This is a genomic window from Streptomyces sp. LZ34 (genome assembly GCF_053890475.1).
This window is the reverse complement of record NZ_CM132680.1, coordinates 4277420-4294842: the sequence shown is the minus strand read 5'-3', so window position 1 is coordinate 4294842 and position 17423 is coordinate 4277420. Positions and strand designations below refer to the sequence as shown.

At 72.0% G+C, this 17423-nt stretch carries 13 protein-coding genes; 12 read left to right on the top strand and 1 reads right to left on the bottom strand.

Going from position 1 to position 17423, the window contains the following annotated elements; genetic code table 11:
- Positions 1-24 precede the first annotated feature (24 nt).
- The gene (locus tag ACWY4P_RS16740; protein ID WP_456211344.1) at positions 25-549 is read left to right on the top strand and encodes an LOG family protein; all 525 of its coding nucleotides are present in this window, start codon (positions 25-27) and stop codon (positions 547-549) included.
- 63 nt (positions 550-612) lie between these two features.
- Here the strand turns inward: ACWY4P_RS16740 and ACWY4P_RS16735 are convergent, their stop codons facing one another.
- Positions 613-1812, bottom strand: coding sequence for a hypothetical protein (locus tag ACWY4P_RS16735; RefSeq protein ID WP_456211343.1), 1200 nt, complete (start codon positions 1810-1812; stop codon positions 613-615).
- 288 nt (positions 1813-2100) lie between these two features.
- Between ACWY4P_RS16735 and ACWY4P_RS16730 the strand changes: the two genes are divergently transcribed.
- The 11 genes from ACWY4P_RS16730 to gatB all read left to right on the top strand — a co-directional run bounded on the left by ACWY4P_RS16730 (position 2101) and on the right by gatB (position 17323).
- The gene (locus ACWY4P_RS16730; protein WP_456211342.1) at positions 2101-4989 is read left to right on the top strand and encodes an AfsR/SARP family transcriptional regulator; all 2889 of its coding nucleotides are present in this window, start codon (positions 2101-2103) and stop codon (positions 4987-4989) included.
- 66 nt (positions 4990-5055) lie between these two features.
- Positions 5056-5745, top strand: a complete 690-nt coding sequence (locus ACWY4P_RS16725) for an SDR family oxidoreductase (RefSeq protein ID WP_456211341.1) — start codon at positions 5056-5058, stop codon at positions 5743-5745.
- A 79-nt stretch (positions 5746-5824) separates the two neighbouring features.
- Positions 5825-6274 (top strand): MarR family winged helix-turn-helix transcriptional regulator, encoded by a 450-nt coding sequence (locus tag ACWY4P_RS16720; RefSeq protein ID WP_456211340.1) that lies wholly within the window; start codon positions 5825-5827, stop codon positions 6272-6274.
- 123 nt (positions 6275-6397) lie between these two features.
- Positions 6398-7894: an MFS transporter gene (locus tag ACWY4P_RS16715; RefSeq protein WP_456211339.1), complete on the top strand. Its 1497-nt coding sequence runs from the start codon at positions 6398-6400 to the stop codon at positions 7892-7894.
- Positions 7895-7974: 80 nt separating this feature from the next.
- A complete protein-coding gene (locus ACWY4P_RS16710) occupies positions 7975-8928 on the top strand; it encodes a methionine synthase (RefSeq protein WP_456212944.1) in 954 nt (317 codons plus the stop codon).
- 15 nt (positions 8929-8943) lie between these two features.
- Positions 8944-11166 (top strand): NAD-dependent DNA ligase LigA, encoded by a 2223-nt coding sequence (gene ligA / locus ACWY4P_RS16705; protein ID WP_456211338.1) that lies wholly within the window; start codon positions 8944-8946, stop codon positions 11164-11166.
- Positions 11167-11438: 272 nt separating this feature from the next.
- Positions 11439-13601, top strand: a complete 2163-nt coding sequence (locus ACWY4P_RS16700; RefSeq protein WP_456211337.1) for a putative bifunctional diguanylate cyclase/phosphodiesterase — start codon at positions 11439-11441, stop codon at positions 13599-13601.
- 167 nt (positions 13602-13768) lie between these two features.
- On the top strand, positions 13769-14065 hold the full coding sequence (gene gatC / locus ACWY4P_RS16695; RefSeq protein ID WP_319693890.1) for an Asp-tRNA(Asn)/Glu-tRNA(Gln) amidotransferase subunit GatC: 297 nt from the start codon (positions 13769-13771) through the stop codon (positions 14063-14065).
- A gap of 5 nt (positions 14066-14070) precedes the next feature.
- Positions 14071-15564 carry an Asp-tRNA(Asn)/Glu-tRNA(Gln) amidotransferase subunit GatA gene (gene gatA / locus ACWY4P_RS16690; RefSeq protein WP_456211336.1) on the top strand — a complete coding sequence of 498 codons (1494 nt, stop codon included), beginning with the start codon at positions 14071-14073 and terminating at the stop codon, positions 15562-15564.
- The gene (locus tag ACWY4P_RS16685) at positions 15561-15800 is read left to right on the top strand and encodes a hypothetical protein (RefSeq protein WP_456211335.1); all 240 of its coding nucleotides are present in this window, start codon (positions 15561-15563) and stop codon (positions 15798-15800) included. The genes gatA and ACWY4P_RS16685 overlap by 4 nt, the downstream gene beginning before the upstream one ends.
- Before the next feature lie 71 nt (positions 15801-15871).
- Complete coding sequence (gene gatB / locus ACWY4P_RS16680; RefSeq protein WP_456212943.1) at positions 15872-17323, top strand: Asp-tRNA(Asn)/Glu-tRNA(Gln) amidotransferase subunit GatB; 1452 nt, start codon at positions 15872-15874, stop codon at positions 17321-17323.
- Positions 17324-17423: the final 100 nt, after the last annotated feature.

The window sequence follows — 17423 nt, the reverse complement described above, 5'->3', positions numbered from 1 at the left end:
GACCCGGGCCGTAGGGTGGCGGGCATGAATATCTGCGTCTTCTGTTCCGCCGCCGACCTGGACGACCGCTACACCGCCCCTGCCCGCGAGTTCGCCGAGCTGATCGGCAAGCGTGGCCACACGCTCGTGTGGGGCGGGTCGGACGTCGGTCTGATGAAGGTGATGGCGGACGGGGTGCAGGAGAGCGGTGGGCGGCTGGTGGGGATATCGGTGGAGTTCCTGGCCGCGAAGGCCAGGGAGAACGCCGACGAGATGGTGATCTCCAAGGACCTCGCCGAGCGGAAGGCGCAGTTGCTCGCCCGGGCGGACGCGGTTGTGGTCATGGTGGGCGGCACGGGGACGCTGGACGAGGCCACCGAGATCCTGGAGCTGAAGAAGCACGGCCTGCACATCAAGCCGGTGGTGCTGCTCAACACGGCGGGCTTCTACGACGGGCTGAAGCAGCAGTTCCAGCGGATGGAGGACGAGGGCTTCCTGCCCCTCCCGCTCAGCGAGCTCGTCTTCTTCGCGGAGACCGGCGCGGACGCGCTGGCGCACCTGGAGCAGTGAGAGCCGTGAGAGCCGTGAGCGTGGCTCCGCCGGGGCGGAGCCACGCCTTGGGTGTGTCGTGGCTCAGCGCCCCACCACGTACACGGCGCGCCTGCGTGGGTGCTCGGCCAGACTCCAGATGCCGTTCCGGTGACCGTCGTAGCTGAGGTCCTCGGGGCCGATCGAGAGCTTTCCGCGCTTTTTGGCCACGTAGCTGCCGCGCGGGCAGCGGTACAGGTATCCGGGATTGGATCCTCTGCTGACCGAGAAGTAGTAGGCGCCGTTCACGCTGACGACCCCCTGGACGTTGGCCCGCTCGAACGACGTCGCGTCGACGGCATCTTCGGAGGTGATGGAGCTCGTGCTGGGGTTCATGTTCCAGCGCACGCACCGGGTGCTGCCGCCGCCGTAGAACTCGTTGACGAGGAGGGAAGGCTGCGGGGTCGTATGGTCCACCGCGACCTGCGAATACCTCAGCTCTGCTCCCGCGTTGTCGTAGGCACGGCTCTGCGGAAGCACGTACTGGTAGCCCGACGCGTAGTACTTCTTGTCTCCCTGGTGGTATCCGATGTAGCCCGGGGACGGAAGCCCAGTGGTGGAAACCTGGAACATCTGGTTGATGTTGAACACACGCAATCCGCCGCCCGCGCTGTCAGCGATGTAGAGCCTGTCCCCGTACCAGGCGATGCCTCCCGCGTGGATTTTGACCGGCCGGAAGTCGTAGGGCCGACCGAGACGCTTCAGGGGCTCCACGAGCAGCACGTGCCGATATCGCGGCCTGCTGGGGACGGTCACATCGACGAAGGTGACACGCGCGCCCTGCCACGCGTTCGTGCCCTTTCCGTACCAGGACACCAGGACCGCCTGCTTCTCCGCGTCCGTGTTCGTGCCCGGAATCGGTCCGCGGTAGGCGTCGTAGCTGGTCGAGATGCCCTGCGGGTACCACGCCCGAGTGGTGCCGTCATCCTCCTCCGGGTCCCAGCCGAAGGAGTACTTGAGCCTCTGCGGCTTGCCCCTGTCGGGCCAGTGGTGGTTCACCGCCGCTTCACGGTCGGCGTTCCGCAGCACCTCCGCCACCAGGGGCGCGGCCGGGAGGGCATTGGCGAGACCGGCGATCGCGTACGGGTAGGAGTAGCTGGTCGACCGCCGCGGGTGGTCGCGCATCTTCACCCGGAAGTCGGACCCCGCCGCGCGCGCTGTGGACGGGAGCACCAGGCCGCCGGTGGCCGCGGCGAGCGGAGCGGCGGATAGGCCGCGGAGAATTGTTCGGCGTGTGACGTCCATGACAGACGCACCCCCCATTCGGTGTTCGGGCCGGGAATTCGGCGGAACCACGCGCCGGTCCACGCCGGTACGCGCCGGTTCGGCATCCGCCGGGGCGGTTCCGCCGGCCGGGGGCCGCGCGCCGCCGCATCCGGGCGGCGCGCGGGCGAAGTGTGGCGGCACCCGCCCCCCGGTCGGGCGCCGCGACGAAGAGTCTTCAGGGCCGACATTGCACCGACCTTGTGTAGACCTTGAATCTGCTGGTCGGATGGACGGTCACAGGCGGGCTGTTTCCACGGTGGGGGCGAAATGGCGGTCACGTTCGGGTTATTGGGCGGCATCGAGGCGTGGGTCGACGATCGGCCGATGGACCTCGGACATGTGCGGCAGCGGTGCGTTCTGGCGGCGCTGCTCGTCGACGCCAACCGTTCGGTCTCCGTCGATCAGCTCGCGGACCGGGTCTGGGGGGACCGGCCGCCGCAGCGGTTCCGTACGGCGCTCTACAGCTATCTGTCGCGGCTGAGGACCGCTCTGTCCGAAGCCGGGGTGGGGATCGGGAAGGAGGCGGGGGGCTACGTCCTGGCGGCTGAAACGGCGGCCATCGACCTGTACCGCTTCCGTGAGCTCGTCGCCGAGGCCCGCGGCGCGGCCGACGACGTACGGGCTGAGGCGCTGCTGGAGCAGGCCCTCGGGTTATGGCGCGGCGACGCCTTCGGCGCGGTGGACACGCCCTGGTTCAACGCGCTGCGCGACACCCTCGGACAGGAGCGGTTCGCGGCCGAGCTGGACCGCAATGACGCCGGGCTGCGCCGCGGGCGCCACGGGGAGCTGTTGGCCGGGCTGTTCACCCGGGCCGGGGAGCGTCCGCTGGACGAGCGGCTGGCGGGGCAGCTGATGCTCGCGCTGTACCGGTGCGGTCGCCCGTCCGAGGCGCTGGAGCACTTCCGGCGCACGCGGCACCGGCTGGTCGACGAGCTGGGGATCGGCCCGAGCCGGCCCCTGGAGCAACTGCACCAGCGGATCCTGGAGGCGGACCCCGCGCTCGCAGCATCCCCGGCATCCCCTGCATCCCCTGCCCCCGCTGCATCGGCGGCACCCGCGCCCGCGGCGCCCGCGGCACCCGCGGTGCCACCCGCACCCCCCTCCGCCCCGCCGCGCATCCCCGTACCCCGTCAGCTCCCCGCGCCCCCGCCCGCCTTCACCGGCCGTGCGCGGGAGCTGCTGCGGCTGAGCGAGGTGTGCGACGTGCGCGCCGAGGCCGAGGCGGGCGGCGAGACGGTCGTGATCTCGGCGATCGGCGGGATCGGCGGGGTCGGCAAGACCTGGCTGGCGGTCCGCTGGGCCCACGAGAACATGGCGCGGTTTCCCGACGGGCAGCTGTACGTCAACCTGCGCGGCTTCGACCCGTCGGCGGAACCGGTGCCGCCGCCGGTCGCGGTCCGGGGGTTCCTGGACGCCCTCGGGGTCGTGCCCGACTCGATTCCGGTGGACCTGGACGCGCAGACCGCGCTGTACCGCAGCCTGCTGGCGGGCCGGCGCGTGTTGGTCGTGCTGGACGACGCCCGCGACGCCGGGCAGGTGCGGCCGCTGCTGCCCGGCAGCCCCACCTGCACCGTGCTGGTGACCAGCCGCTCCCGGCTCACGTCCCTGGTCACCACGCACGGCGCGCTGCCGCTGCCGCTCGACGTCTTCGGGGCGGGCGAGGCGCGTGAGCTGCTGGTGCGGCACCTGGGGGCCGGTCGGATCGAGGCCGAACCGGCTGTGGTGGACGCGCTGTTGGAGCACTGCGCGGGCCTTCCGCTGGCCCTGGGGATCGTGGCCGCGCGCGCCGCCACCCACCCCGAGCTGCCCCTTGCCGCGCTCGCCGAGGAGCTGCGGGAGGCGGCGACCAGGCTGGACGCGCTGGACACCGGCGATCTGACCGCGAATCTGCGCGCCGTCTTCTCCGCCTCGCACCGCGCCCTCTCCGCCCCGGCGGCCGAGCTGTTCGGACTGCTGGGCCTGGCTCCGGGCCCCGATATCGGCCTGCCCGCCGCGGCCTGTCTCGTCGGGCGCGGCGTGCCGCGCACCCGAGTACTGCTCGGCGAGCTGGAGGCCGCGTACCTGGTCCAACGGCACGGCCCGGACCGCTACCGCATGCACGATCTGGTGCGGCTCTACGCCGCCGAGTGCGGTCGGGCCGAGGAGAGCGGGCGTGCCGCGGACGCGCTACGGCGGCTGGTCGACTTCTATCTGCACACCGCCTTCGCCGCCAACCGCCTGGTGGACGGACCGAACACGCCGTTCCGACCCGAGCTGGACCCGCCCGCGCCCGGCTGCGTCCCGGTCCGTCTTGAGGACCCCGGCGCGGCCCTGGACTGGTTCGACGCCGAACGCGCCTGCGTCCTGGCCGCCCAGCGGCTGGCCCTGAAGCAGGAACGGCACACCGCGGTCTGGCAGCTGGCCTGGACGCTGATCTCCTACCACTGGCGCGGCGCCCACTTCCGGGACCACCTCAGGGTCTGGCGGGCGGGCCTCGCCGCCGCCGAGCGGCAGGGTCATCCACCCGCGCGGGCGCTCGCCCACTGGCGTCTGGGCCAGGCCGCCTCACACCTGGGACAGGGGGCCGAGGCCCTGGACCACCTCGGCCGGGCCCTGGCGGTGTACGAACAGGCTGGCGATGTCCCCGGCCAGGCCCATGCACATCGCACGCTGGGATGGGTTTGGGAGCAACAGGGCGACAGAGAGGCCGCGCTGAGCCACGCGGGCCAGGCCCTGCGCCTGTACGAAGGGCTCGGCAACCCGGTCTGGCGGGCCAACCAGCTCAACGCGGTCGGCTGGTGCCACGCCCAGCTGGGCCGCTACGACGAGGCCCGCGACCACTGCGAGCGGGCCCTGGTGCTGTTCCGCGCCGAGGCAGGCCGGGGCGCCGAGGCGTCGACGCTGGACAGCCTCGGCTACATCGCCTACCACACCGGCCGCCACGACCGGGCGCTCGACCACTACGCCGAGGCCCTGGAGCTGTTCCGCGAGGCGGGCAACGCGTACGACGAGGCCGACACCCTCGCCAACATCGCCGACGCACAGCAGGCCCTGGGCCGGGCCGGGGAGGCCCGGGAGAACCGGCTGCGGGCCCTCGACCTGTACCGCGCCCAGCGTCGGGAGGCGAAGGCCCGGCATGTCCAGGATCAGCTGGACCAGTACGCGCAGGACCAGTAGGACGAGCACGGGGCGCCCCCTCACCCGGACTCACAGCGGGCTCACCCGGTGGGGCAAGCTGGACGCATGGGAACGCATCTGATCACTGGAGCAGGCTCGGGCATCGGCGAGGCCGTCACCGAGCGGCTGGCCGAGCGGGGCGAGGAACTGTGGCTGCTGGCCCGCGACGCCGGGCGGGCGCGGGAGTTGGAGGGGCGCTTCCCCGGGGCCCGTACGGTCGTCGGTGACCTGGCGGACCCGGACAAGCTGTCCTGGGCGCTGGGGCACCAGACGCTGCCCGAGCGGCTCGACTCGCTGTTGCACATCGCCGGTGTGGTGGACCTCGGCGAGGTCGGCGAGCTGACCCCCAAGCTGTGGACCCGCCAGCTCGCCGTCAACCTGGTCTCGCCCGCCGAGCTGACCCGGCTGCTGCTGCCGCAGCTGCGGGTGGCCCAGGGGCATGTGGTCTTCGTCAACTCCGGAGCGGGGCTGCGGGCCGGCGCCCAGTGGGGCGCGTACGCGGCGAGCAAGCACGGGCTCAAGGCGCTGGCCGACGCGCTGCGCTGGGAGGAGAGCGGCCACGGGGTGCGGGTGACCACGGTCTATCCGGGGCGTACGGCCACGCCGATGCAGCTCAAGGTGCACCAGCAGGAGGGCAAGGAGTACGACCCGGAGCGCTGGATGACGGCCGGGTCCGTCGCGACGACGGTGCTCGCGGCCCTCGACCTGCCGCGCGACGCGGAGATCACCGATCTGTCGGTGCGGCCGCTCGCCTGACGGTCGCGCGGGGTGACGGTTGTTCGAGGCGCCCCGACGCGTCGGCGGCGAACCGCGCACGCCGACGTACGCTGACGAGGTGAGCAGCGAAGCCGAAGCGAGAGCGACCGCCGAGCAGGCGGGGTGCGGGGTCAGGGAGATCCGGGGGCTCGTCACCGAGCTGTCCCGTCGGATGGACGCGCACCGGCGCAGCCGGATCGCCGAGCTCGGCCTCACCCCCACCCAGGCGAAGGCCCTGGAGGAGCTGGGGGAGCCGAAGACGGCGCGGGAGCTGGCCGCGGTGCTGTGCTGTGAGCCGCCGAACGTGACGTATGTGATGGACAAGATGGAGAAGCAGGGGTTGGTCGTACGGCAGCCGCACCCCACGGACCGCAGGGCCAAGCAGCTGGTCCTGACCGACGCGGGGCGGGAGCTGCGGCTGGATCTGCTGCGGCGGATGGGGAAGGACTCGCCGCTGGACCACCTGACCGACCAGGGGCGCCATGAGCTGCGGACGCAGCTGCTGAGGGCGCTCGACCGGGTGGGGTAGGCGGCGCGGGAGCCCCCAGGAGCCCAGGCGAGTCCTTGGGTTCCGGGGGCTTTCGTATGGGCTCAGTAAAGTTACAGCTATCACCATTGCAGCTGTAATGAATACAGCTGTAAGTTTCTGTGCATGATCACTCGTACGGACAGGGCGCGGCGGCGGGCGGCCGAGCCCGAACATCCCGCGAAAGCGAAAGCGAAAGCAAAAGCGACAGAGGCAGAGGCGGCGAAGCGGCAGGGCGTGCAACTCCTCGCGCTGGCCCTCGGGTTCGTGATGGCGACCCTGGATGTGACGATCATCAACGTCGCGGGGCCCCAGCTGCGGTCCGGCCTGGATCTGAGCCTGTCCGGCCTCACCTGGGTCGTCGACGGCTACGTCCTCGTCTTCGCGTCCCTGCTGCTGCTCGCCGGGTCGCTGGCGGGCCGATTCGGGGCGCGGCGGATCTATCTGGCCGGGCTCGGGCTGTTCACCGTGGCCTCGCTGGTGTGCGCGGTGGCCCCGGTCGCCGGCGTGCTGGTGGCCGGGCGGCTGGCGCAGGGGGCCGGGGCCGCGCTCTTCATGCCGAGTTCGCTCACCCTCCTCATGAACGCCTTCCCGGGCGGCCCGGAGCGCACCCGGGTCCTGGGCATCTGGTCCGCGATCGTCTCGACGGCGGCCGGAGTGGGGCCCGCGGTCGGCGGGCTGCTGGTCGGCGGCCTCGGCTGGCGCAGCATCTTCCTGGTCAACCTGCCCGTCGGGCTCGCCGCCCTGGCGCTCGCGCGCCGCTACGTCGCGCCGCTGCCCGGCCGGGCCATGCCGTTGGGCGCGGGCGGGCACGCGCTCGGTCTGGTCGCGCTCGCGGCGCTCGCGTACGGCCTCATCGAGGGGCCGGAGACGGGGTGGGGCGCGGCGCCGGTGCTCGCCGCGTTCGCGGTCGCGCTGCTGGCCGGGGCCGCCTTCGCGGTACGGGAGCGGGCCGCGGGGACGAGGGCCCGGGTGCTGCCCGGCGAACTCTTCGCCAACGCGCACTTCTCGACCGCCAACGCCGTCGGCTTCCTCTTCAACCTCGGCTGCTACGGCGCGATGTTCATGCTCGGGCTCTTCCTCCAGAACGCGCGCGGCGCGAGCCCCATGGAGGCGGGCCTGCAACTGCTCCCCACCCAGCTGGTCTTCCTGCTCGGCAATGTCCTGTACGCCAGGGTGGGGCACCGGGTGGGCAACCGGGCCGCGCTCGCCGGGTCGCTGCTGTACACGGCGGCCGGGACGATCGCCCTCGCGGTCGTCCTCTCCCCGGGGCTGCCCTATTGGGCGCTCGCCGTGATCCTGGGCGCCTTCAACACCGGCCTCGGCGTCGCCTCCCCGGCGATGACCGGCGCCCTCATGGACGCTGCCGGACGCGAGCACGCGAGCATCGCCTCGGCCACGCTCAACGCGAACCGGCAGATCGGCACGCTGGTGGGCATCGCCGTCATGGGCGCGGTGCTCGCGGGCGCCGGCGGCTGGTACGCGGGCGCCGCGGCCTGCTTCGCGCTGGCCGGCGGGGCGTACGCGGCCGCCGCCGCGCTGGCCTGGTTCGGCCTGCGGGCGCCGCGAGCCGGCCAAGCGGTTCACGCGAGCGGCCCTGAGGCTCGTACTCTTCCGGGGTGAGCGAGAAGAACACCGCCAACGACGCGAACACCACCACCAAGCCGAGCTGGGGCGCCGGGGCCGCGACCGGCGTCGGGTCGATGCCGGGCGGCGACGCGCGGGAGGCCGCCAAGACCGTCACCGGGTCGCTGGAGGCGCTGCCCTACCTGCCGGAGCTGCCCGCGCGCGGGCCCGGCGCGGACATGATCGGGCGGACCGCCGGGATGCTGGTCGAGGTGTACGCGCATGTGGAGCCGAGCGGCTGGCGGATCAGCGACCGTCCCGGGCGTGACACCCGGCGGGCGCGCTCCTGGCTGCGGGAGGACCTGGACGCCCTGGAGGAGTTCACTCAGGGCTACCAGGGCGCGGTCAAGGTGTCGGCCGTCGGGCCCTGGACCCTGGCCGCCGGGCTGGAACTGCGGGGCGGCGAGGCCGCGCTGAACGACGCGGGCGCCTGCCGGGACCTGACCGCCTCGCTCGTGGAGGGGCTGCGCGCCCACCTGGAGGAGGTGCGGCGCCGGATCCCGGGGGCCCAGGTGGTGCTACAGCTTGACGAGCCGGGCCTGATGGCGGTGGCGCGCGGGCGGGTCCGCACGGCCAGCGGTTATCGCACCTACGCCGCGGTGGACCGGGGCGTGCTGGAGGGGGCGCTGCGGGATGTGATCGCGGTGGCGGAGGGGCCGGTGGTCGTCCACTCGTGCGCGCCCGGCGTGCCCTTCGGGCTGCTGCGGCGGGCCGGGGCCACCGGGGTGTCCTTCGACTTCTCCTTGCTCACCGAGAGTGAGGAGGAGGCGATCGGGGAGGCCGTCGAGGGCGGCACCTCGCTGTTCGTCGGCGCGGTGCCCGGCACCGACGCCGCATTGTCAGACCCTGCGGGTAGCGTCATGGGTGTCAGGACGCTGTGGCGCAGGCTGGGGCTGTCACCGGGGACTCTCGCCGAGTCCGTGGTGGTCACCCCGTCGTGCGGCCTCGCGGGCGCCTCGCCCGCGTACGCGCGCGCCGCGCTGGCCCACTGCGTCCGGGCGGCGAGATCGCTCGCGGAAAACCCTGAGTAACGGGAGGACGACACGGTGGCCGGCGAACAGCAGTCGACAGTGCCCGCCGAGGTACGGGACAAGCACGCCAAGCTCGCTGAGCAGGTCGAGGAGCACCGCTTCCGGTACTACGTCAAGGACGCCCCGATCGTCAGCGACGCCGAGTTCGACAGGCTGTTGCGCGGGCTGGAGGCGCTGGAGGAGGAGTACGCGGAGCTCAGGACGCCCGATTCGCCGACCCAGAAGGTCGCGGGGGCATATGAGACCGAGTTCACGGAGGTTCAGCACCGCGAGCGGATGCTCAGCCTGGACAACGCCTTCGACGACGACGAGCTGGCCGCCTGGGCCGAGCGCATCGCCAAGGAGCTCGGGGAGACCTCGTACCACTTCCTGTGCGAGCTCAAGGTGGACGGCCTCGCGGTCAACCTGACGTACGAGCGGGGCCGGCTGACCCGCGCCGCGACCCGCGGCGACGGCCGCACCGGCGAGGACATCACGCCCAATGTGCGGACGATCTCCGTGATCCCCGACCGCCTGAAGGGCGACCGGATTCCGGAGCTGGTGGAGGTCCGCGGCGAGGTCTACTTCCCCGGGGAGCGCTTCGAGGAGCTGAACGCGCGGCTGGTGGAGGCCGGGAAGCCGCCGTTCGCCAACCCGAGGAACGCGGCGGCGGGCTCGCTGCGCCAGAAGGACCCCAGGGTCACCGCGAGCCGCCCGCTGCGCATGGTGGTGCACGGCATCGGCGCGCGCGAGGGCCTCGACATCGACCGGCAGTCGCAGGCGTACGAGCTGCTGCACGAGTGGGGGCTGCCCACGGCCGCGCATTACAAGGTCGTGGATTCGCTCGAAGGCGTCCGCGAGTACATCGCGTATTACGGGGACGGCAAGCGGCGGCATTCGCTGGAGCACGAGATCGACGGCGTCGTCGTCAAGCTCGACGAGATCCCGCTACAGGGGCGGCTCGGCTCCACCTCGCGGGCGCCGCGCTGGGCCATCGCCTGGAAGTTCCCTCCGGAGGAGGTCAACACCAAACTGGTCGACATCCGGGTCGGCGTCGGGCGCACCGGGCGCGTCACGCCGTTCGCGGTGGTCGAGCCGATCACGGTGGCGGGCTCGGAAGTCGAATTCGCGACCCTGCACAATCAGGACGTCGTCAAGGCCAAAGGCGTGCTGATCGGCGACACCGTCGTGCTGCGCAAAGCGGGCGATGTCATTCCGGAAATTGTGGGGCCGGTCGTCGATCTGCGGGACGGCAGCGAGCAGGAGTTCGTGATGCCCGCCGAGTGCCCGGAGTGCGGCACTCCGCTACAGCCGATGAAGGAGGGCGATGTCGATCTGCGCTGCCCCAACGCCCGATACTGCCGGGCCCAGATCCGCGAGCGGGTCTACTACCTCGCGGGCCGCAAGTGCCTGGACATCGAGAATTTCGGCTATGTCGCCGCCGGGGCGCTCACCCAGCCGCTGGAGCCCGCCGAACCGCCGCTGAAGGACGAGGGTGATCTGTTCGAGCTGAAGGTCGAACAGCTGCTGCCCATCAGGTCGTACGTACTGGACGCGGACAGCGGACTGCCCAAGCGCGACCCCAAGACCGGCGAGGAGAAAGTCGTCACCTTCTTCGCCAATCAGAAGGGCGAGCCGAAGAAGAACACCCTTGCCATGCTGGCCAACATCGAGGCGGCCAAGCAGCGCCCGCTGGCCCGTATCATCACCGGTCTTTCGATCCGTCATGTCGGGCCGGTCGCGGCGACCGCGCTGGCCCGCGAGTTCCGCTCGCTGGACCGGATCGCCGAGGCGAGCGAGGAGGAGCTGGCCGCCGTGGAGGGCGTGGGGCCCACCATCGCGGCCTCGGTCAAGCAGTGGTTCGCCGAGGACTGGCACCGCGAGATCGTGGAGAAGTGGCGGCGGGCCGGGGTGCGGCTGGAGGAGGAGGCGGCCGAGGACGAGGGGCCGCGGCCGCTCGAAGGGCTCACCGTCGTGGTCACGGGCACCCTGCAATCGCACACGCGGGACGGGGCGAAGGACGCGCTACAGAACCGCGGTGCCAAAGTCGCGGGTTCCGTTTCGAAGAAGACCAGTTTTGTTGTTGTCGGCGACAATCCAGGATCGAAGTACGACAAAGCCATGCAGTTGAAGGTTCCTGTGCTCGATGAGGATGGATTTGCGGTCCTGCTCGAACAGGGGCCCGAGGCCGCGAGAGAGGCCGCGATGGCGCCGGCGGAGTCAGCGGAGTCAGCGGAGTCAACAGAGTCATCCGGATGACTCTCGGATGACTCCGCATCACCCGTCCAGCCGAACTGTTCGGTGGAGTACCGAGCGGGTTCCGGTCCAACCTGGCCGGAATACGACCGGGAGCACTTCCCGGGCATAGCGAGCGGGCATCACCCTTACAGCGCATACCAGATGGTTATGGATCGTCGAGCGGCATTCGGGCAACCGTCGCCGATCGCCGCCCGGCAAAGCCATCTGCCGCCTACTGTTGATGGTGTGCGCCTGCCGTGGCGCTGGCACCGCCGGCTGTGAGAGGGACGGGTATGAAACCGACCGAAAGCGCCGCCCCGGCGTCGCGGCTGCGCCGGCTCGTACTGCCCGCGCTGCCCGCCGCGGCGGTCGCCATGGCGGCTTTCGCACTCGGCATCGGGGTATTCCGGGTGCTCGACGCGGGCCATGCGCTCTTTCCCGACGGCACGGCGGGGTGGTCCCTCGCCGTCCTCACCGGAATCATCGTCGGCCATCTGGTCGCCATGGGCCGCGACCGCTGGTGGGGCGGCACCGGATCCGGCGCCGCGTTAACCCTGGCCGCGCTGCTGCTGTACGGCTGGCTCCCGGCCGGGCTCGTCAGCCTCGCCGTCGTCGTCCTGGTCGGTGCCGCCCGGCGGCACCGCTGGCGGCAGGCGGCACTGCACGGCGCGGTCGACATCCTCGGCGTCGGCACGGCCGCCCTGACCCTCGCCGCCTTCGGCACCGTCCCCACCGTCGAGCACCCCTGGCGGCCGGCGAGCTGGGAGATGTCCGCCATCCCCCAGACGGCCCTGGCCGCCTTCGGCTATCTCGCGGTGACCCGCGCCCTGCTCTGGTACTCCCTCGCTCCGCCCGGCGCCGGACTGCCCACCCTCGCCCGCACCGCCCTCGTCCGGCAGGCCCTCGTCGGCATCGCGCTGCTCGGCATCGCCCCGCTCATCGTCGTCGTCGCCGATGAGATGCCCCTGCTGCTCCCGCTGTTCGCGGTGCCCCTGATCGCCCTCGACTCCACACTGTGGATCGCCCGGGTGCGCGCCGAGGAGCAGCTGCGCGACCCGCTCACCGGACTGCCCAACCGCCAGTGGCTGCTCGAGCGCACCTGGACCGCGCTGGACGAGGCCGAGCGGAGCGGCACGCGCAGCGCGCTGGTCCTGCTCGACCTCGACCGCTTCCGCTCGGTCAACGACACCCTGGGCCATCTGGCGGGCGACCGGCTGCTGCTTCAGATCGCGGACCGGCTGCGGCTCGCGCTGCCGCGCGGGGCGGAGGTCGCGCGGCTCGGCGGCGACGAGTTCGCGGTGCTGCTGCCCACCACCGACTCGCTGACCAGCGCCCAGCGGGCGGCCCGCAGCCTGGTCGGCGACCTCGGCTCGCCGCTGGACCTGGACGGGCTCACCCTGGTCCTGGAGGCCAGCGCCGGCGTCGCCGTCTACCCCGACCACGCGCTCGACGCCGAAGGGCTGCTGCGCCGCGCGGACGTCGCCATGTACCAGGCCAAGCGTGACCGCAGCGGCGTCGAGCTGTACGAGGCCCGGCGCGACGGCAACACCCCCGACCGGCTCGGCCTGCTCGGCGATCTGCGACGCGCGCTGGACGCGGGCGACGTCGAGCTCCACTACCAGCCCAAGGTCGGCTTCGACGGGCATGTCGCCGGCCTGGAGGCGCTCGTCCGATGGGTCCACCCCGTCCGGGGGCGGGTCCCCCCGGACGAGTTCATCTCCATGGCCGAGACCTCCGGGCTGATGCCCCGGCTCACCGAGTACGTCCTGGAGACCGCGCTCGGCCAGGTCGCCCGATGGCGCGCCGACGGCCTGGACGTACCCGTCGCGGTCAACGTCTCGCCGCGTGATGTGCACAGCCCCGGCTTCGCCGGCGCGGTCGCCGGGCGGCTCGCCCGCCACGGCGTCCCGGCGGGCGCCCTCCAGCTGGAGATCACCGAGCACGTCCTGCTCGAGGACCCGCAGCGGGCCGCCGACACGCTGGCCAGCCTCACCGGACACGGCGTGCGGATGTCCCTCGACGACTTCGGCACAGGCTACTCCTCGCTGGTCCACCTGCGGCGGCTGCCGGTGAGCGAGCTCAAGATCGACCGGTCGTTCGTGGCCCGGCTGGCCGTCGACACCGAGGACGCGGAGATCGTCCGCTGCACGGTCGACCTCGCCCACTCGCTGGGGCTGCTGGTCGTCGCGGAGGGCGTCGAGGACGACGAGACCTGGGAGCGGCTGCGGGATCTGGGCTGCGACGCCGTGCAGGGATGGCTGGTCGCGGCGGCGATGCCGCCCGACGAGACGACGGCGTGGCTGCGGGCCCGCGGCGAAGGCGGCTGGCACCGCGAGGACCCCGCCGCGGTGGCGTCCGCGGCCCCGGCGGCCACCCCCTCCCCCTCCTCGGCCCCGGCCCCGGCCGCCACCGCGGCCGCGGTGGCCGACGAGGACGCGGACCAGCCGGTCACATAGCCCGGCAGATTTCCCACACCACCGCCCCACCCCGCCGCCCCTTCCCAACCCGGGGGCTGCGCCGATGTGGCGGTACGGGGCGGCTGGGGAAAGCGTTTCGCTCCCAGCGTGGCCGGAGCCATAGGATTAGGGCGAAAACTCTCCACACTCACCCTGAGGATCGCTGCATGCCTGGCATCACGCGCGAGGAGGTCGCCCACCTCGCCCGGCTGGCACGTCTGGAGCTGAAGGACGAAGAGCTTGAGCACTTCGCCGGACAGCTCGACGACATCATTGGCGCGGTCGCCCGCGTCTCCGAGGTCGCCGACCAAGACGTACCGCCGACCTCCCACCCGCTGCCGCTGACCAATGTCATGCGCCCGGACGTGGTCCGTCCGTCGCTGACCCCGCAGGAGGCGCTGTCCGGCGCCCCCGCCCAGGAGCAGCAGCGATTCAAGGTGCCGCAGATCCTGGGGGAGGAGTGACCCGCATGGCTGATCTGACCAAGCTCACCGCCTCCGGCATCGCCGAGAAGATCGCCTCCGGCGAGGTCACCGCCGTCGAGGTGACCGAGGCGCACCTGGCCCGTATCGAGGCCGTCGACGAGAAGGTGCACGCCTTCCTGCACGTGGACCGCGAGGGCGCGCTGGCGCAGGCCCGCGCCGTGGACGACAAGCGCGCCCGCGGCGAGGAGCTCGGCCCGCTGGCCGGCGTTCCGCTCGCGCTGAAGGACATCTTCACCACCAAGGGGATCCCGACCACGGTCGGTTCCAAGATCCTCGAAGGGTGGATCCCACCGTACGACGCGACGCTGGTCACCCGCCTGAAGAACGCGGGCGTGGTGATCCTCGGCAAGACCAACATGGACGAGTTCGCCATGGGGTCGTCGACGGAGAACAGCGCGTTCGGCCCCACCAACAACCCCTGGGACCTCACCCGCATCCCCGGTGGCTCCGGCGGCGGCTCCTCCGCCTCGCTGGCCTCCTTCCAGGCCGCGCTCGCCATCGGGACCGACACCGGCGGCTCGATCCGCCAGCCCGCCGCCGTGACCGGCACGGTCGGCGTCAAGCCGACGTACGGCGGGGTGTCCCGCTACGGCATGGTGGCCTTCTCCTCCTCCCTGGACCAGGGCGGCCCGTGCGCCAGGACCGTGCTGGACGCGGCACTGCTGCACGAGGTCATCGCCGGGCACGACCCGCTCGACTCGACCTCCATCAGCGCCCCGGTTCCGCCGGTCGTCGAGGCCGCCCGCAACGGCAGCGTGCGCGGCATGCGCATCGGCGTGGTGAAGGAGTTCAGCGGCGAGGGCTACCAGGCCGGCGTCGTGCAGCGCTTCAACGAGTCGGTGGAGCTGCTGCGCGAGCTCGGCGCCGAGGTCGTGGAGCTGTCCTGCCCGTCCTTCGACAAGGCGCTGGCCGCTTACTACCTGATCGCGCCGTCCGAGTGCTCGTCCAACCTGGCCCGCTTCGACGGTCTGCGCTACGGCCTGCGGGCCGGCGACGACGGGTCGAGGTCCGCCGAGGACGTCACCGCGCTCACCCGCGCGGAGGGCTTCGGCCCCGAGGTCAAGCGCCGGATCATGCTCGGTACGTACGCGCTCAGCTCCGGCTACTACGACGCGTACTACGGCTCCGCGCAGAAGGTCCGCACCCTGATCACCCAGGACTTCCAGCGCGCCTTCGAGCAGGTGGACGTGTTGGTCTCGCCGACCACCCCGACCACCGCCTTCGCGATCGGCGAGCGCGTGGACGACCCGATGGCCATGTATCTGGCCGATCTGTGCACCATTCCGGCGAACCTCGCGGGGAACGCGGCCATGTCGCTGCCCTGCGGCCTGGCGCCGGAGGACGGTCTGCCGGTCGGCCTGCAGATCATCGCTCCCGCCCTGGCCGACGACCGGCTCTACAAGGTGGGTGCCGCGGTCGAGGCCGCGTTCGTCGACAAGTGGGGCCACCCGCTCCTTGAGGAGGCACAGTCACTGTGAGTGCGTTGAAGAAGGCCAAGAGCTTCAAGAAGTCCAAGCCCGGCACCTACCTGTCCATCGGCTCCTCGCTCTTCGGCGCGGTGAGCGTGGCCAAGCAGGTCAAGAAGGCCCGATCCGAGAACGACAAGCTCCAGCTGGTCGACGCGGTGGTCTCGGCCGCCGCGATCGTCACCACCGTCGCTCTGCTCGTCCGAGAGCTCAAGCGCATGGGCGACGACGACGTCCTGGCGGACTGAGAGGTTAGTTTTCTGTGACCGTCACTGAACTGGTGTCGTACGAGGACGCCCTCGCCGCCTACGACCCCGTGATGGGGCTCGAGGTCCACGTCGAGCTCGGCACCATGACCAAGATGTTCTGCGGCTGCTCCACGGCGCTGGGCGCCGAGGCCAACGCGCAGACCTGTCCCACCTGCCTCGGCCTGCCCGGCTCGCTCCCGGTCGTCAACGAGACCGGCGTCGAGTCCGCCATCAAGATCGGTCTCGCGCTGAACTGCGAGATCGCCGAGTGGTGCCGCTTCGCCCGGAAGAACTACTTCTATCCGGACATGCCGAAGAACTTCCAGACCTCGCAGTACGACGAGCCGATCGCCTTCAACGGCTATCTGGACGTCGAGATCGACGGCGGCGAGGTCTTCCGGGTCGAGATCGAGCGCGCCCACATGGAGGAGGACACCGGCAAGTCCACCCACGTGGGCGGCGCGACGGGCCGTATCCACGGCGCCCAGCACTCCCTCCTCGACTACAACCGGGCCGGCATCCCGCTCATCGAGATCGTCACCAAGCCGATCGAGGGGGCCGGGGACCGGGCCCCGGAGGTCGCCAAGGCGTATGTCGCGGAGCTGCGCGAGCTCATCAAGGCGCTCGGGGTCTCCGAGGCGCGCATGGAGATGGGCCAGATGCGCTGCGATGTGAACCTGTCGCTGCGGCCGCACGGCGCCGACAAGTTCGGCACCCGCTCCGAGACGAAGAACGTCAACTCGCTGCGCTCCGTCGAGCGCGCGGCCCGCTTCGAGGTCCAGCGCCAGGCCGCCGTGCTCAGCGGCGGCGGCACCGTCATCCAGGAGACCCGTCACTTCCACGAGGAGGACGGCTCCACGACGCCCGGCCGGGTCAAGGAGGAGGCGGAGGACTACCGCTACTTCCCCGAGCCGGACCTGGTGCCGGTCGCTCCCTCCCGGGAGTGGGTGGAGCAGCTGCGGGGCGCCCTGCCGGAGCTGCCGCGGGTGCGCCGCAACCGGCTGCGCGAGGAGTGGGGCATCTCCGGGCACGAGATGCGGTCCGTCCTCAACGCGGGCGCGATCGAGCTGATCACCGCCACGATCGACGCGGGCGCCGACGCCGCGTCGGCGCGCAAGTGGTGGATGGGCGAGCTGGCCCGCCGGGCCAACGAGGACGGCGTGGACCTCGCGTCCCTGCCGATCACCCCGGCCCAGGTCGCGCGCGTGTGCGCCCTGGTCGCCGAGGGTTCGCTCAACGACAAGCTGGCGCGCCAGGTCATCGAGGGCGTGCTGGCGGGCGAGGGCGACCCGGACGCGGTCGTCCAGGCCCGCGGCCTGAAGGTCGTCTCGGACGAGGGCGCGCTCGGCGCCGCCGTCGACGAGGCCATCGCGGGCAACGCGGCCATCGCCGACAAGATCCGCGGCGGCAAGGTCGCGGCCGCGGGCGCGCTGGTGGGCGCGGTCATGAAGGCCACACGCGGCCAGGCCGACGCGGCGCGGGTGCGCGAGCTGATCCTGGAGAAGCTCGGCGTCCAGGGCTGAGCGTCCCGGACGCGGCGGCGGGGTGTGCCCTGGGGGCGCGCCCCGCCGTCGGGCTTTGCGCCTCCTCGCGTCACCTGACCCGCGACCCCGCCCGCAGGTA

Coding starts and splice junctions, on each gene's coding strand:
- ACWY4P_RS16710 (WP_456212944.1), top strand. CDS start 7,975: ATGCCGGGCGGCGACGCGCGGGAGGCCGCCAAGACCGTCACCGGGTCG.
- gatA (WP_456211336.1), top strand. CDS start 14,071: ATGGCTGATCTGACCAAGCTCACCGCCTCCGGCATCGCCGAGAAGATC.
- ACWY4P_RS16735 (WP_456211343.1), bottom strand. CDS start 1,812: ATGGACGTCACACGCCGAACAATTCTCCGCGGCCTATCCGCCGCTCCG.
- ACWY4P_RS16715 (WP_456211339.1), top strand. CDS start 6,398: ATGATCACTCGTACGGACAGGGCGCGGCGGCGGGCGGCCGAGCCCGAA.
- ACWY4P_RS16725 (WP_456211341.1), top strand. CDS start 5,056: ATGGGAACGCATCTGATCACTGGAGCAGGCTCGGGCATCGGCGAGGCC.
- ACWY4P_RS16730 (WP_456211342.1), top strand. CDS start 2,101: ATGGCGGTCACGTTCGGGTTATTGGGCGGCATCGAGGCGTGGGTCGAC.
- gatC (WP_319693890.1), top strand. CDS start 13,769: ATGCCTGGCATCACGCGCGAGGAGGTCGCCCACCTCGCCCGGCTGGCA.
- gatB (WP_456212943.1), top strand. CDS start 15,872: ATGGGGCTCGAGGTCCACGTCGAGCTCGGCACCATGACCAAGATGTTC.
- ACWY4P_RS16740 (WP_456211344.1), top strand. CDS start 25: ATGAATATCTGCGTCTTCTGTTCCGCCGCCGACCTGGACGACCGCTAC.
- ACWY4P_RS16700 (WP_456211337.1), top strand. CDS start 11,439: ATGAAACCGACCGAAAGCGCCGCCCCGGCGTCGCGGCTGCGCCGGCTC.